General features: G+C 67.5%; 12 protein-coding genes. 10 read left to right on the forward strand and 2 right to left on the reverse strand.

Features of this window, described 5'->3' with window-relative positions; translation table 11 throughout:
- The first annotated feature begins 27 nt into the window (after nucleotides 1-27).
- Genes IFT65_RS15925 through IFT65_RS15935 form a run of 3 tightly spaced genes read left to right on the forward strand, consistent with a single transcriptional unit; the run spans nucleotide 28 to nucleotide 5469 of the window.
- Complete coding sequence (locus IFT65_RS15925; protein WP_192082295.1) at nucleotides 28-1299, forward strand: TolC family protein; 1272 nt, start codon at nucleotides 28-30, stop codon at nucleotides 1297-1299.
- Nucleotides 1296-2273, forward strand: coding sequence for an efflux RND transporter periplasmic adaptor subunit (locus IFT65_RS15930; RefSeq protein WP_192082297.1), 978 nt, complete (start codon nucleotides 1296-1298; stop codon nucleotides 2271-2273). The genes IFT65_RS15925 and IFT65_RS15930 overlap by 4 nt, the downstream gene beginning before the upstream one ends.
- 28 nt (nucleotides 2274-2301) lie before the next feature.
- Nucleotides 2302-5469, forward strand: a complete 3168-nt coding sequence (locus tag IFT65_RS15935) for a CusA/CzcA family heavy metal efflux RND transporter (protein ID WP_192082400.1) — start codon at nucleotides 2302-2304, stop codon at nucleotides 5467-5469.
- Nucleotides 5470-5594: 125 nt separating this feature from the next.
- Here the strand turns inward: IFT65_RS15935 and IFT65_RS15940 are convergent, their stop codons facing one another.
- The gene (locus IFT65_RS15940; protein ID WP_192082299.1) at nucleotides 5595-5999 is read right to left on the reverse strand and encodes a RidA family protein; all 405 of its coding nucleotides are present in this window, start codon (nucleotides 5997-5999) and stop codon (nucleotides 5595-5597) included.
- Nucleotides 6000-6126: 127 nt separating this feature from the next.
- Here IFT65_RS15940 and IFT65_RS15945 point away from each other — a divergent pair, with 127 nt between their 5' ends.
- The 3 genes from IFT65_RS15945 (at nucleotide 6127) to IFT65_RS15955 (ending at nucleotide 9357) form a co-directional block, all read left to right on the forward strand.
- Entirely contained in the window at nucleotides 6127-7035 is a 909-nt protein-coding gene (locus IFT65_RS15945; protein ID WP_192082301.1) for a LysR family transcriptional regulator, read from the forward strand.
- Between the two features lie 172 nt (nucleotides 7036-7207).
- Nucleotides 7208-8482, forward strand: coding sequence for an AAA family ATPase (locus IFT65_RS15950; protein WP_192082303.1), 1275 nt, complete (start codon nucleotides 7208-7210; stop codon nucleotides 8480-8482).
- 2 nt (nucleotides 8483-8484) lie between these two features.
- Complete coding sequence (locus IFT65_RS15955) at nucleotides 8485-9357, forward strand: hypothetical protein (RefSeq protein WP_192082307.1); 873 nt, start codon at nucleotides 8485-8487, stop codon at nucleotides 9355-9357.
- A 329-nt stretch (nucleotides 9358-9686) separates the two neighbouring features.
- Here IFT65_RS15955 and IFT65_RS15960 read toward each other — a convergent pair whose 3' ends face one another.
- Nucleotides 9687-10910, reverse strand: a complete 1224-nt coding sequence (locus IFT65_RS15960) for a glycosyltransferase (RefSeq protein ID WP_192082310.1) — start codon at nucleotides 10908-10910, stop codon at nucleotides 9687-9689.
- A 271-nt stretch (nucleotides 10911-11181) separates the two neighbouring features.
- On the opposite strand from IFT65_RS15960, the gene rpmB reads away from it, so the two are divergent.
- The 4 genes from rpmB to IFT65_RS15980 all read left to right on the forward strand — a co-directional run bounded on the left by rpmB (nucleotide 11182) and on the right by IFT65_RS15980 (nucleotide 14562).
- Nucleotides 11182-11418 (forward strand): 50S ribosomal protein L28, encoded by a 237-nt coding sequence (rpmB, locus tag IFT65_RS15965; protein WP_005411638.1) that lies wholly within the window; start codon nucleotides 11182-11184, stop codon nucleotides 11416-11418.
- A 10-nt stretch (nucleotides 11419-11428) separates the two neighbouring features.
- Nucleotides 11429-11593 (forward strand): 50S ribosomal protein L33, encoded by a 165-nt coding sequence (rpmG, locus tag IFT65_RS15970; protein WP_042613882.1) that lies wholly within the window; start codon nucleotides 11429-11431, stop codon nucleotides 11591-11593.
- A gap of 112 nt (nucleotides 11594-11705) precedes the next feature.
- Complete coding sequence (gene cls, locus IFT65_RS15975; protein ID WP_192082402.1) at nucleotides 11706-13124, forward strand: cardiolipin synthase; 1419 nt, start codon at nucleotides 11706-11708, stop codon at nucleotides 13122-13124.
- 34 nt (nucleotides 13125-13158) lie between these two features.
- Nucleotides 13159-14562, forward strand: coding sequence for an FAD/NAD(P)-binding protein (locus IFT65_RS15980; RefSeq protein WP_192082312.1), 1404 nt, complete (start codon nucleotides 13159-13161; stop codon nucleotides 14560-14562).
- Nucleotides 14563-14571: the final 9 nt, after the last annotated feature.

Here is a 14571-nt window from a genome sequence, read left to right on the forward strand (position 1 = left end):
CCCTGATACGTCCTTCGGAGAGACCCCATGTGGAAATGCCTGGCCGCCTTGGCGGCCTTGGCGATGGCACCGTGCGCCCCTGCACAGGTGACGCCGCCCCCTGTCCCGTTGACACTCGATGCCGCCATCGAGCGTGTTGCGCACACCCATCCTGACCTGCGACTTCTGCCCTTGCAGCAGGATGCCGCGCAGGCACGACGCGATGCCGCCGGGCTCGCACCGCCGCTGGTGTTCGGCGCAGACGTCGAGAACGCCCTCGGCACCGGTGACAGCCGCGGTGTCCGCTCACTGGAGACCACCGTGTCGTTGGCCGGCGTGCTGGAGCGAGGAGGCAAGCTGGATGCGCGCCGTGCGGTCGCGCAGGCCAACCTCGATGCACTGGCCCCGCAGCGGGAGATCACCCGCCTGGACATGATGGCGGAGGTGGCACGCCGCTACCTGGCCATCACCGCCGCCGCCGCCCGCGAGCGGATTGCCCGGGATGACATCGAACAGCGTCGGCGCGCGGTGGACGCAGCACAGCGGCGCCTGACCGCCGGTGCGTCACCGGCATCGACCCTGATGACCGCACAGGCCGCCTTGGCGCAGGCAGAGCTGGACCGTGACCGTGCCCTGCAGGAGGCCCAGGCAGCGCGGCTTTCGTTGGCCGCGTTGTGGAACGAGCGCAGCGTTGCGTTCGATGTGGTCAGCGGCGATCCGCTGCAGCTGCCTGCGTTGCAGGATTTCGCCCAACTGGCCGATCTGCTCGAGCGCACACCCGAACTTGCGGTGATCGCCGGCGAACAACGTGTGCGTGAGGCACAGCTGCACTTGGCGAGTACCCAACTGCGCGGTGACATGTCCTGGCAGCTCGGCGTGCGCCACGACCGGGCCAGCCGCGATGCATCGCTGGTGGGCGGCTTCAGCATCCCGCTGGGCGCTGCACGGCGGGCCGAGCCGGAGATCCGGGCGGCACGCAGCGAACTGGCGATGAGCGCGCTGGAACGTCAAGGGCGCGCGCTGCAGCTGCACGCCACCTTGGCGGAGGCACATGGACGCTACGGCACCGCCAGGCTGGAGGTCACGCGGATGGACAGCGACGTCGTGCCGCAGTTGCGCCGTGCCGAAAAGGCCGCCGAAACCGCATGGCGCGCGGGTGCCATCAGCTACCTCGAATGGTCGCAGCTGCAGGCCATGCGCATCGAAGCGCGGCAGCGCCAGCTGGATGCGGCCCTGGCCGGACAGGCCGCTCTCATTGAAATCCAGAGGCTCACCGGGCAACCGCTGGTTGCCCCTGCCATCCAAGGAACCGCACCATGACCCTGACCCTCACGATGTTGGCGCGCAGCGCGTTGTCCTTGCTGCTGCTTTCCGCGCTTGCCGCGTGCACCGGCAAGGTGGACAACGGGGCCCCGGGTGCGGGCAAGCCCGCGGTGGACCATGACGCAGCGGAAGCACATGACGAAGAAGAGGCACCGGCCACCACCCACATCGCCGCGTCACAGGCGAGTGCAGCGGGCATCGTCACCGCGCCCGCTGCGGCGGGCACCATTGCCGATGAGCACGAAGTGCAGGGCCTGCTGGCACCCGTCGACGGACGCAGCGCCCAGGTCACTGCACGCTTCCCCGGTCCAGTGCGCGCACTACGGGCGAATGTCGGCGACCGCGTACGCGCCGGACAGCCGCTGGCCAGCATCGAAAGCAACCTCAGCCTGTCGACCTACAGCGTAGCCGCCCCCATTTCCGGCGTCGTGCTGTCACGCCAGGTGCAGCTCGGTGCCGTCGCGGCCGAGGGCCAGGTCCTGTTCGATATCGGCGACCTGTCGCAGCTGTGGGTGGACCTCCACATCCTCGGTTCCGACACGCAGCACATCACCGCGGGCGTGCCGGTCACGGTGACCCGCATGACCGACGGTGCCAGCCAGACCGTCACCCTGGAACGGGTGCTGCCCGGCACCGCGACCGCCAGCCAGAGCACGGTCGCCCGCGCCCTGATCGACAACGCGGACGGCCTGTGGCGGCCCGGCGCGGCCGTGCGGGCGCGCATCGTGGTGGCGAGCACCCCGGCGCCCATCGTCGTACCGCTGACCGCGCTGCAGACGCTGGACGGTGGCGACGTGGTATTCGTGCGCGACGGCGACACCTACACCGCACGCCCCGTGCAGCTGGGCGCGCGCGATGCCCGCCAGGTCGCGGTGACCGATGGACTGCGCGCAGGCGAGCAGGTCGTGGTCGAGCAGAGCTACACGGTGAAGGCGGACATCGGCAAGGCGGGGGCGGCCCATGAGCATTGAACCGTCTCTCGATGGCACCCCGCACGGCCTGCTGGAGCGCCTGGTCCGCGGCGCCATTGCCCAGCGCTGGCTGATGATGGGGCTCACCCTGGCCTTGGTGCTGGTCGGAACGTGGAGCTTCAGCAGGCTGCCGATTGATGCCACCCCGGACATCACCAACGTACAGGTGCAGGTCAACACGGCCGCGCCGGGCTATTCGCCGCTGGAGAGCGAGCAGCGCATCACCTATGCCGTCGAAACCGCGATGGCCGGCTTGCCGGCACTGGACCAGGTGCGCTCGTTGTCGCGCTATGGGCTGTCCCAAGTCACCGTGGTATTCGAAGACGGCACTGATCTGTACTTCGCCCGCCAGCAGGTGGCCGAACGTCTGCAACAGGTCAAGTCGCAGCTGCCGGAAGGAGTGGATCCGCAGCTGGGTCCGATCGCCACGGGCCTGGGCGAGATTTTCATGTACACCCTGGATGCGGCGCCCACGGCCCGCAAGCCTGATGGGACGGCGTACACCGCCACCGATCTGCGCACCCTGCAGGACTGGGTGATCCGGCCGCAGCTGCGCAACGTGCCGGGCGTCACCGAGGTCAACACCATCGGCGGTTTCCAGCGTCAGGTCCACGTCACCCCGGATCCCGCGCGCCTGCGCGCGCTGGGCTTCACCATGGACGACGTGGTCGCCGCCGTGCAGGCCAACAACCAGAACGTCGGTGCTGGCTACATCGAGCGCAATGGCCAGCAGTTCCTGGTGCGCATACCGGGGCAGGTCGCCAACCTGGACGAGATCGGCGACATCGTGCTGGACCGCCGGGAAGGCGTGCCGATCCATGTGCATGACGTGGCGCGCGTGGCCGAAGGCGCAGAGCTGCGCAGTGGTGCGGCCACCCAGAACGGCCACGAAGTCGTGATGGGAACCGTGGTGATGCTGGTCGGCGGCAACAGCCGTGACGTGGCGCAGGCCGCTGCGGCGAAGCTGTCGCAGGCACAACGCAGCCTGCCTGATGGGGTCACCGTGACCGCCAGCTATGATCGCACCGCGCTGGTGGACCGCACCATCCATACCGTGGCGAAGAATCTGCTGGAAGGCGCGTTGCTGGTCATCGTGGTGCTGTTCCTGCTGCTCGGCAACTTCCGGGCCGCGCTGATCACCGCGGCGGTGATTCCGCTGTCGATGCTGTTCACCCTGACCGGCATGGCCCGCGGCGGTGTGTCCGCGAACCTGATGAGCCTGGGCGCGCTGGACTTCGGTTTGATCGTCGATGGTGCCGTGATCATCATCGAAAACTGCCTGCGCCGTTTCGGCGAACGCCAGCACGCGCTGGGCCGCGACATGACCGCCGCCGAGCGTTTCGACGAGACCGCACGCGCTACCGCCGAGGTCATCCGCCCCAGCCTGTTCGGCCTGGGCATCATCACCGCCGTGTACCTGCCGATCTTCGCCCTGACCGGCGTCGAAGGAAAAATGTTCCACCCGATGGCGATCACCGTGGTGCTGGCACTGACCGGGGCGATGCTGCTGTGCCTGAGCTTCGTACCGGCGGCCATCGCGCTGTTCCTGGGCGGAAGGGTCCAGGAAAAAGAGAACCGGGTGATGGCCTGGTTGCGGCGACGCTACCACCCCCTGCTGGACCGGGTGCTGCAGCACGCGCGCTGGGTGATGGCCGGTGCGTTGGTGCTGATCGTGGGATGTGGCGTGCTGGCGACCCGGCTGGGGAGCGAGTTCGTACCCAGCCTCGACGAAGGCGATGTCGCGATGCATGCCATGCGCATACCGGGTACCAGCCTGAGCCAGTCCGTGCAGATGCAGGTGCAGATCGAAACGCGCCTGCTGCAGTTCGCAGAAGTGGAGAAGGTGTTCTCGAAGATCGGTACCCCCGAAGTCGCGTCCGATCCGATGCCTCCGTCGGTGGCCGATACCTTCGTGATGATGAAAGACCGGAGCGAATGGCCCGACCCGCGCAAATCGCGGGCCGCCCTGCTGGGCGAACTGGAAGCGGCGGTGGAACAGCTGCCGGGCAACAACTACGAGTTCACCCAGCCCATCCAGATGCGCATGAACGAGCTGATCTCGGGGGTGCGCGCGGATGTGGCCGTGATGGTCTACGGCGATGACCTGGACACGCTGGTGCAGCTCGGGAAACGCATCGAGAAGCAGGTTGCAGCGGTACCGGGGGCAGCGGATGTACGTCTGGAAGAGACCAGTGGCTTGCCGTTGCTGACCGTACTGCCCGATCGTCAGGCGCTGGCGGGGTATGGGCTGAATCCTGGGCAGGTGCAGTCCACCGTGGCGACGGCGGTAGGTGGCCAGGTGGCCGGCCAACTGTTCGAAGGTGACCGCCGCTTCGACATCGTCGTGCGGCTTCCGGAAGCGTTGCGGCAGGACCCGGCTGCCCTCGCCGATCTGCCCATATCCCTGGAGGCCGCACTCGCTGGCGGCAACGCGGATGAGCTGAGCCGGGGTGTCGGTGCTGCCGGTGGCGGGCCACGGACCGTGCCGCTGCGGGAGCTGGCGCGCATCGAGACCAGTGAGGGACCGAACCAGATCAATCGTGAGAATGGCAAGCGACGCATCGTGGTGACGGCCAACGTGCGCGATCGTGACCTGGGCAGTTTCGTCGCCGATCTGCAGGCCGCGGTCACCGCGCAGGTGCCGCTGCCGACCGGGTACTGGATCGACTACGGCGGCAGTTTCGAGCAGCTCATATCGGCCAGCCAGCGCCTGGCGGTGGTGGTGCCGGTCACCCTGGTACTGATCTTCGCGATGCTGTTCTGGGCGTTCGGTTCGGGTCGCGATGCCGTGGTGGTGTTCAGTGGCGTACCGCTGGCGTTGACCGGCGGTGTGCTGGCGTTGGCCGCACGGGGGATGCCGATGTCGATTTCCGCGGGCGTCGGCTTCATCGCGCTGTCCGGCGTGGCGGTGCTGAACGGTCTGGTGATGATCAGCTTCGTTCGCCAGTTGCGCGCGCAGGGCATGCCGCTGAGCGAGGCCGTACGCGAAGGCGCTCTGGGACGCCTGCGACCGGTGCTGATGACGGCGCTGGTGGCCTCGCTGGGTTTCGTGCCGATGGCCTTCAATGTGGGTGCCGGTTCGGAAGTGCAGCGTCCGCTGGCCACCGTGGTGATCGGTGGCATCGTGTCGTCCACGCTGCTGACCCTGCTGCTGTTGCCGGTGCTGTACCGCTGGCTGCACCGCAACGAACGGTAGTGACCCGAAGGTAGAGCCGACTTCAGTCGGCTTCTAAAAATGCAGGGTAGAGCCGACTTCAGTCGGCTTCCCAAAGTGCAGCCGACTGAAGTCGCCTCTACCCGTTCCAGTCGGTTCCGCGCGCTTCAACGCGCGGGCTGGCTGTCCGGCACCCTGGCGATCACCTTGATTTCAAACTGGAAGCCATACAGCCAGGTCACGCCGATCCCTGTCAGGGTGGGGTAGGGCGCCTCGCCCCAATACTCCGGCACGATCGCCCAGGCTTTTTCGAAGTTCTTTTCCGGGTCGACGATGAACACCGTCACGTCGACTACGTCATCAAAGGTGCACCCGGCCGCAGACAGCACGGCATTGAGGTTGTCGAAGGCGCGGCGCACCTGATCTTCCAACACGGGCTCGGGTGAGCCGTCCTCGCGGCTGCCCACCTGGCCAGACACGAACAGGAAGCCATTGGCGCGTACGGCAGGGGAGTAACGATTACGGTCGTAAAGGGCCTGGCGGCCAGCGGGAAAGACGACATCACGGATCATGGAAGGGCTCCATCAGGATCGCTGCACGGCGCAGCGGGGATGCCTGCATGCTGGACCGCTTCGTGTGCTGGATAAACCGTCCAATCACGCCTAGATTGTTCGGCATAACCGACAGATACAGGCCGCCATGGACCGTTTCGACGCAATGCGCGCCTTCGCCCGGGTGGTCGAAACCGGCAGCTTCACCAAGGCAGCGCACACCCTGCAGGTGGGGCGTACCCGGGTCACCGAACTGGTGCAGCAGCTGGAAACGCACCTGCGCGTGCGCCTGCTCAACCGCACCACCCGGCGGCTCAACCTGACCGCGGAAGGGGAGGCGTACTACCCTCGCGTGGTCGGCCTGCTGGCTGAACTGGAGGCGGTCGAGGGGAGTCTCTCCACCGCCACGGCGGCACCGCGCGGACGGCTGCGTATCGACGTGCCCAGCCCGTTCGCCCGGCTGCTGCTGGTACCGGCGCTGCCGGACTTTCATGCGCGCTATCCGGACATCGAGCTGCATATCGGGGTCAGTGACCGCGAGGTGGACCTGATCGGTGACAGCGTGGACTGCGTGATCCGCGGCGGCACGCCGGACGACCTGTCGCTGGTCGCCCGCCCCCTCGGTGCGCTGCCCTTGGCGGTGTATGCCAGTCCGGACTACCTGCAAGGCCATGGCACCCCGACGCATCCGCGGGACCTCGACGGGCCGCACCACCTCACCGTCGGCTTCCTGCGCCCGCGCACCGGACGCACCCGCCGTTTCATCCTGCAGCGCGGTGATGAACGGATGGACGTGCAGGGCCGTCACGTGATCGCCCTGGATGATGGCGATGCGTATCTCGCTGCCGGCCTGGCGGGTCTGGGCATCGTCTGCGTGCCCGTCTACATGGCGGCCCCTCATGAAGGACGTGCTGAACTCGTGCGCGTGTTCGACGACTGGCACCTGCAGGCGATACCGATGCATGTGATGTTTCCGCCCAACCGGCACGTCAGTCACCGCCTGCGCGTGTTCATCGAATGGGTGACGCAGATGATGGCACCCGGCACGACGGACTGAACTGACGGGAGGCGTTGCCTCCTGCCTTCCGTGCTGCTCGCGCGTGCGGTGCGACAGCGATGCACGCATCCGACCGCCATCGCAGCGCCGCACGGCGACCTCGACGGGTTTGCCTGCTGCAGCGGCTGCGGTGGGTTGCCATGCTGGGTCGGCACCCTGCATCGGCACGCACATGCACATCCAGTCCCTCCGCATCCGCAATTTCCGTTCCATCCAGGACATCAGCGTTTCATTGCTCGGGCCGGGTGATGCACCGGACGGGACAGCGCTGGCCAACGTCAACGTTCTGCTGGGGGTGAACGGCGCCGGCAAGTCGAGTGTCCTGCGCGCCATCGCATTGAGTGTGCTCGCCCCGGTGCTTGAACGCGGCGCAGGGTTCTTTGCCGATGGCCTGGTGCGGACCCTGCGCGCAGGCACGGACGCCAAGGCAGGCGTCCCATGCCGTGCACCGCTGGTGGCCACGCTGGATACGGCGGTGTGGGTTGACGCGCAGGATGGCGCACTCGGCGGCGATTCGGCGAGCGTGGCGTTGACGATGCAGGCGAAGGTCGAGCAGGTCGGTGACTCGGAAGTGCTGCAGTGGATTCCCCCTGACGACCCGCACGTGGCACGCGAGGTTCGTGAGCTCCAGGACACGCGGCAGACCAGTGCCTTCTTTCTGGTGGGCTACGGTGCGACCCGGCGTGTTGAACACGATCACGATGCAGACCCGGCGCAGCGTTTCAAGACCCGCGCCCCGCGCTATGAGCGCGTGGCGGGCTTGTTCGAAGACCATCACAGCATGGTGCCGTTGTCTGCCTGGTGGCCCGCGTATGCCACGCAGAATCCAGGCCGCGGCAAGCAGGTGATCAACCTGATGAACCGGTTGTTGCCCGAATCGTGCCGCATGCACGCGACCGGAGAAAACAGGGGCGATACGGAAGCGCCTGGCTTCAGCATGCACGGCGTCCACGTGCCATTCCGCGCGCTGTCGGACGGCTATCGCGCGTATATCGGCTGGATCGGCGACATGCTGTACCACCTGTGCATGGGTGCGCCCTCAGGCCGCAAGCTGGTGGACAACCGCGGGGTGGTGCTGATCGACGAGATCGACCTGCACCTGCATCCGGATTGGCAACGCTCGTTGCTGCCCACGCTGTCGCGCGCCCTGCCCAACATCCAGTTCATCGTCACGACGCACAGCCCCTTGGTGGTCGGCTCGTTGCAGCCGCAGAACCTGCTGGTCCTTGATGAAAGCGATGACGACGGCGCCCAGTGCCGCCGCCTGCCCGAACAGGTGCACGGGCGCAGTGCGGAACAGGTGCTGCTCAGCCCCTACTTCGGCTTGGCGTCCACCCGCGCACCGGGCGTGGCGGACCGGCTGGAACAGTTGAGGCGCGCAAGCGAGGCGGGGGATCTGCGCGCTGCGGCCGACTATCTGCACCTGCTGTCTTCCGGAGCGCTGTGAGCATGATACGGATCGAGACCGAAACCGACGTCCTGTACGCTGCCATTGCCGCCCATCGGCCGTCGTGGCTGGCCAGGGCCAAGAGCCGGAAAGCGATGTATCGGCGTACAGGACGCTACGTGGAAGGGCAGGACTTCTGGGGCGAGATAAAAGACATCTACATCGAACTGCAGCACGAGAAATGCGCCTACTGCGAGACCCGTCTGGCCGGCAGGGAGCTGAGCAGCAAAGTGCATGAGGTAGAGCACTTCAGGCCCAAGTCGCGGGTGAAGACGTGGCCGCCGGCGACAGGTAAGGGCGCCGTGGGCTTCGTGCCGCCGTGCCGGTTGGGGCGGGCCAGCCGACGTGGCTACTACCTGCTCGCCTACCATCCGTTGAACTACGTCATCGCCTGCACGCGCTGCAACTCGACCTTGAAGGCGGATTACTTCCCGGTCCGCCGGGCGCGCAGCACGCGCGCTGCCCATCCGGACACCGCAATGGCCGAAGATCCGCTGCTGATTTATCCCCTCGGCCATCTGGATGTCGATCCGGCGAGCCTGATCCGTTTTGCGGGTGTGCTGGCTGTGCCGCGGCATGACCGGGGACGGGATTTCGAACGCGCACTGGTGACCATCGCGTTCTTCCAGCTCAATCATCAGGACCTGTGCAGTCGCCGCGCGCGCTTGATCGGGGCGCTGTGGCTTTCGTTGCGCACCAGGGACACGCCCGGACTGCCCGCGCTGTTGATTCAGTACCACCAGCAAGCCGTGGACGCGGCACAGGCCGCTGCGGGAGAGTTCGCGGCCTGTGCACGGGATTTCGTCGCACTGCATGCCACCGATCCTGCGCTGGCCGACCAACTCGGTGAAGCCGCCGCCGCCATGAGCCGGTGAACACGGTGCTCGCTTCTGGCGCCGAGCCACGCTCTGCGGAATCGGCCCGGCGGTGCGATGTCGGATACAGGCCGCGCTGCGCGCTCGCCGAGCATGGCTCGGCGCTACCGGGCTGGTGGCATATCTTTGTAGCGCCGAGCCACGCTCGGCGGATGCGCCCGGCGGTGCGATGTCGGATACAGGCCGCGCTGCGCGCTCGCCGAGCATGGCTCGGCGCTACCGGGCTGGCGGCACATCTTTGTAGCGCCGAGCCACGCTCGGCGGAATCGGTCCGACGCCGCGATGTCGGATACAGCCCGCGCTGCGCGCTCGCCGAGCACGGCTCGGCGCTACCGGGCCGTGGGGAGGGCCGCCTGTATCGCGGCCACCGCGTGGGCCACGCCGTCTTCGCCTGCCATGCGCTGGCCCAACGCAGCGGCCCGTGTGCGCGTTTCGGCCTGCTCGACGAAGGCCAACGCTTCCGCCAGCGATGCAGCGGCCAGTCGCTTCGGCGACAGCGCGCGTGGGGCCACGCGCAGGCGGTGCAGGCGATCTGCCCAGAAGAACTGGTCGGCCGCGAAGGGCATCACCATCGACGGCACGCCCGCCCGGCAGGCCGAGTGTGTGGTGCCGCTGCCGCCGTGGTGAATCGCCAGCGAGGTGAGCGGAAACAGCTTCTCGTGGGGCACCGCGTCGATCACATGGACGCTGGACGGCAACGCCACCTGTGGCATGCCGGACCAGCCAGGCGACAACAGCACGCGTCGCCCCTCCAACATGCGCAACAGCGCGGTCAGCACGGCCTCACGATCAAAGCCGGTCATGCTGCCGAAGCCGACATACACCGGACGCTCGCCGTCATCGAGAAACGCCTGCAAGGCCGGATCCGGCGCCCATTCCAGCGTCTCCGGCATCCGCCATTGCCCGCAGATCCGATGGTCGGACGGCCAGTCCGGCGGAGCCGGCACCAGACTGGGGGAAATACCATAGAGCATCGGCACGTCCGTCCACGGGCTGCGTCGTGGAGGCCTATCCAGCACTGCCCGGCGCGCGTCGTTGATCGGGCCGCGGAACTGCCGCCAGATCAGCTGGTTGACCAGCCGATAGCTCGCCCGGTTGAGCAGCGCCGGGGTCCAGCCCGGTGGCAGGAACGGTGAAGGAAACGCGCCGGTGGGCGTGATCGGGATCATGCCGGTGCCGATCAGGGGAAGGCCATGGTGTTCCGCCACGCTCATGCCGACGAAGGCCGCCAGCCCGCCGGTAAGCACGGCATCACACTCCTTGGCCACTCCATCGGCCTGACGCATCCAGGCCGCGACATGGCGCTGGGCCATGCGTGCCAGTCCGCGGCTGGCGGCGCGCGGGCTGTTGCCGCGGGCGAGCAGCGCCACCACTTCTTCGTGGATGTCGCCGTCGAGTGCCGCATGCGGCACACCCAGCTGACGTGCGCTGCCCAGCGTGCTGCCATCCGCGAGCAGCATCACCTCGTGGCCGGCGTCCATCAGGCCACGGCAGAGCAGGGTCAGCGGGCGGGTATCGCCTTCGGTACCGTAGGTAAGTGCGAGCAGTTTCATGGGGCTCTGTGTAGCAGGCGCCGGGGCAGGGCGCTGTGTACCGGCCGGCCCCCTGCGGGGTGGCCCGGAGCGCGCTTGCGCCAAGGGCTCGTTCGCGGCATACTTCGCGGCTCGCTGTGTCCGGTTGATTCCGGGCGGCGGGGCCGGGAACACGTCCTCCGGTCCGCCCAGGTCAGCGTAACCCTTTGATTCTCTTGACGTGTGGTGGGCAACCATCGAGGCCGCCGTCGCCCGGGCTACGGGCTGACAACAACTACTATCGAGGTGCGCAATGTCCCGCGTATGCCAAGTTTCCGGCAAGCGAGTGCAGACGGGTAACAACGTCTCGCACGCCAACAACAAGACCCGTCGTCGTTTCCTGCCCAACCTGCACGAGCGCCGCTTCTGGGTTGCCAGCGAGAACCGCTGGGTCAAGCTTCGTGTTTCCGCGCATGCACTGCGCACCATCGACAAGAACGGTATCGACTCCGTTCTGGCTGAGCTGCGTGCGCGCGGCGAAAAGGTCTGAGGAGTAAATCATGGCAGGCAAGCGCGACAAGATCCGTCTGATTTCGACGGCCGGTACCGGCCACTTCTACACGACGGACAAGAACAAGAAGAACACCCCCGGGAAGATGGAATTCCTGAAGTACGATCCGGTCGTGCGCAAGCATGTCCCGTACAAGGAAGGCAAGATCAAGTAATCCTTGCGGATTACGGGTCTTCCCGAAGAAAGAACCCGCCGCGAGGCGGGTTTTTTTTTGCCTCCATACCGCCCGTGCCAGAATGCAGGTCGATGTTCCGACGGGCGATGCGATGCTGTTCGAGTGGATGCTGGGGTCATGGTTGTTGCTGCTGGACTGGTTGATCCGGCTGGCCGCGCTGTTCTGGATCCCCACCCGCACCACCCCGGGCGCAGCGCGCAGTTGGCTGCTGCTGGTGGGCTTCGTGCCGTTGCTGGGCCTGCCCCTGTACCTGCTGTTCGGCCATCCGTGGCTGTCCGCCGAACGCGTGCGGCGTCAGGCCGAGGCCTCGCAGGTGATCCGCGAGGAACAGGCGCTGCAGGCCGCGCTGCGCTGGCAACCCTGCCCGGACACCGCGGTGGCCGAGGTGGTGCCGCTGGTGGAGCGCCAGGGCGACTTCATGCCGGTCCATGGCAATGCGCTTGACCTGCTGACCGGGTATGACGAGTCGCTGGCCCATCTGATCGCCGACATCGACCAGGCCGAGGAACGCGTGCACCTGCTGTACTACCTGATGTTCGACGATCAGGTCGGCGAGGCCATCGTCGAAGCGCTGCAGCGTGCCGCCGCGCGTGGCGTGCACTGCCGGTTGCTGCTGGACGCGGTGGGTGCCAAACGCGGCCTGCGCGCGTACCGCAAGCGCCTGCTGGCGCGCGACATCGACGTGCGCGCGATGTTGCCGGGTGGCCTGCGTTGGCGCCGCAGCGGACGCATGGATCTGCGCAACCACCGCAAGATCGCGGTGATCGACAACAAGGTCGGCTACATCGGCTCGCAGAACCTGGCCGATGCCGGTTTCGTGCCGGGCCACCCGAACCGGGAACTGGTGGCGCGCGTGCGCGGCCCCGCCGTGGCCCATCTGGAAGCGGTGTTCGCCAGCGACTGGTACATGGAAACCGGCCAGCGCCTGGACGTGATGGCCGATGTGCCGGTATGCACCGAGGACATCGCCACCCAGCTGCTGCCCAGCGGACCGGCGTATCCGTTCAGCAACGCACGCGATGCGGTCAACGCGCTGATCCACCTCGCCCGCCGCCGCATCGTGCTGGTAACGCCGTACTTCGTCCCTGATGAAGCCACGCTCAGTGCCCTGCGCATCGCAGCGCTGTCCGGCGTGGATGTGCAGCTGATCGTATCGGCCAGCAGCAATGCCGTGCTGACCGCCTGGGCGCAGGAGGCGTACTACGATGAACTGCTGCGCAGTGGCGTGCGCATCGCGTTGTACGAACCCCACTTCCTGCATGCCAAGCACTTGAGCGTTGACGAGGACATCGCCTTGCTGGGGTCGATCAATCTCGATATCCGTTCGTTCGCGCTGAATGCCGAGATCGGCCTGCTGTGCTACGACCGCAAGATCGTCCGCCAGCTGCTGGACATCGAAGCGGAATACCTGCGCCACTCCCGCCCACTGGAACTGGACCAGTGGCGCAGACGTGCCGCCTGGCGTCGCAGCCGTGAAGGCATCGCCCGCCTCGCCGACGCGCTCATGTAAAGGCAGCCCGCTGCCCATCGCCTACAATCGAGTCATGAACGATCAAGCGCATCCACACCGCATCGACCTGGCCATCATCGGGGGCGGCGCCGCCGGCGTGATGGTCGCCCTGCAGGCGCTCCGTCATGCGCGCCACCCGCTGCAGCTGCAGTTGTTCGAGCCCGCTTCCACGCTGGCCGAAGGCATCGCCTACGCCACCCGTGTGCCGCAGCACCTGCTCAACGTACCGGCCGGGCGGATGAGCGCGCTGCCGGACCAGCCGGCGGACTTCATCGCGTATCTGCGCGCGGTGGCGGCCTATCCACAGGATGACGACGCAACCCTCGCCACCCGCTTCGTCTCGCGTCATCACTACGCGGCCTACCTGCGGCAGCGTCTGTCCGAGGCGCAACAGACCAGCGTCGCGCAGCTTGCGGTGGTACAGCAGCCGATACTTGCGCTGCGTCGTGCCGACGATGGGCTCCAGCTGCAGTTCGGCGACGGGCGTACGGCGAGCGCGCGGCAGGTTGTCCTGGCCTGCGGCAACAGCGTCCGCCCGATGCCCGTGGCCGGTGCCGATGCCCTGCCGCACGAGCAGGTCGCAGAAGCCTGGGACTACGATGGCGTGCGCCTGTTGGCGGGTGACGACGCGATCGGCATCATCGGCTCCGGGCTGAGCATGGTGGACAGCGTGCTGGCCCTGTCGGCGGCGGGGCAGACCGGTGTGATCCATGTGTTCTCCCGCCACGGCCTGCTGCCCCTGCCGCATGCACACGGCGCCCCAGCGGAGTTCGACCCGCAGCCCTTGCTCGCCCTGTCGCTGCGCGGCCGCATGCGCGCTCTGCGCCAGCACGCCCGCGATGCGGCCGCGCGGGGCATTCCCTGGCAGAGCGTGATGGAACGCATCCGTCCGCTCGGCCAAGCGCTGTGGCAAAGCCTGGATGCCGCCGACCAGCGCCGCTTCCTGCGCCACGTTGCGCGGCAGTGGGACGTGCATCGGCACCGGATCGATCCCGATGTACACGCCCACCTGCGCGACGCGATGCGCGACGGGCGCCTGCAGCAGCACCGTGCGCGCCTGCAGGGCGTGGTGGAAACCGAAGACGGCCTGCAGCTGGCGGCGCACAGCGCCCAGGACACGCTGCGGCATTGGCACCTTGGTGCCCTGGTCAACGCCACGGGCGTGGAGACGCGTGCCGGTGGCCTGCGCAATCCCCTGCTGCGGCAGCTGCTCGCCGAGGGGTTGGCGCGGCCCGGTCCGCACGGACTGGGCGTGGACAGTGCGCCGCAGGGTGACCGGCTGCTCGATGCAGACGGAACGGCCCACGCGGATATCGCCGTGCTCGGCAGCCTGCGTATCGGCACCCTGTGGGAGAGCCTGGCCGTGCCTGAACTGCGTCAGCAAGCGCAGAACGCCGCGCGTCACGCCGTGCAGGAGCTCGAAGCAGCGATGCCGTAAAATGGGGGC

Source organism: Stenotrophomonas sp. CFBP 13725 (assembly GCF_014841935.1).
Classification (GTDB): Bacteria; Pseudomonadota; Gammaproteobacteria; order Xanthomonadales; family Xanthomonadaceae; genus Stenotrophomonas.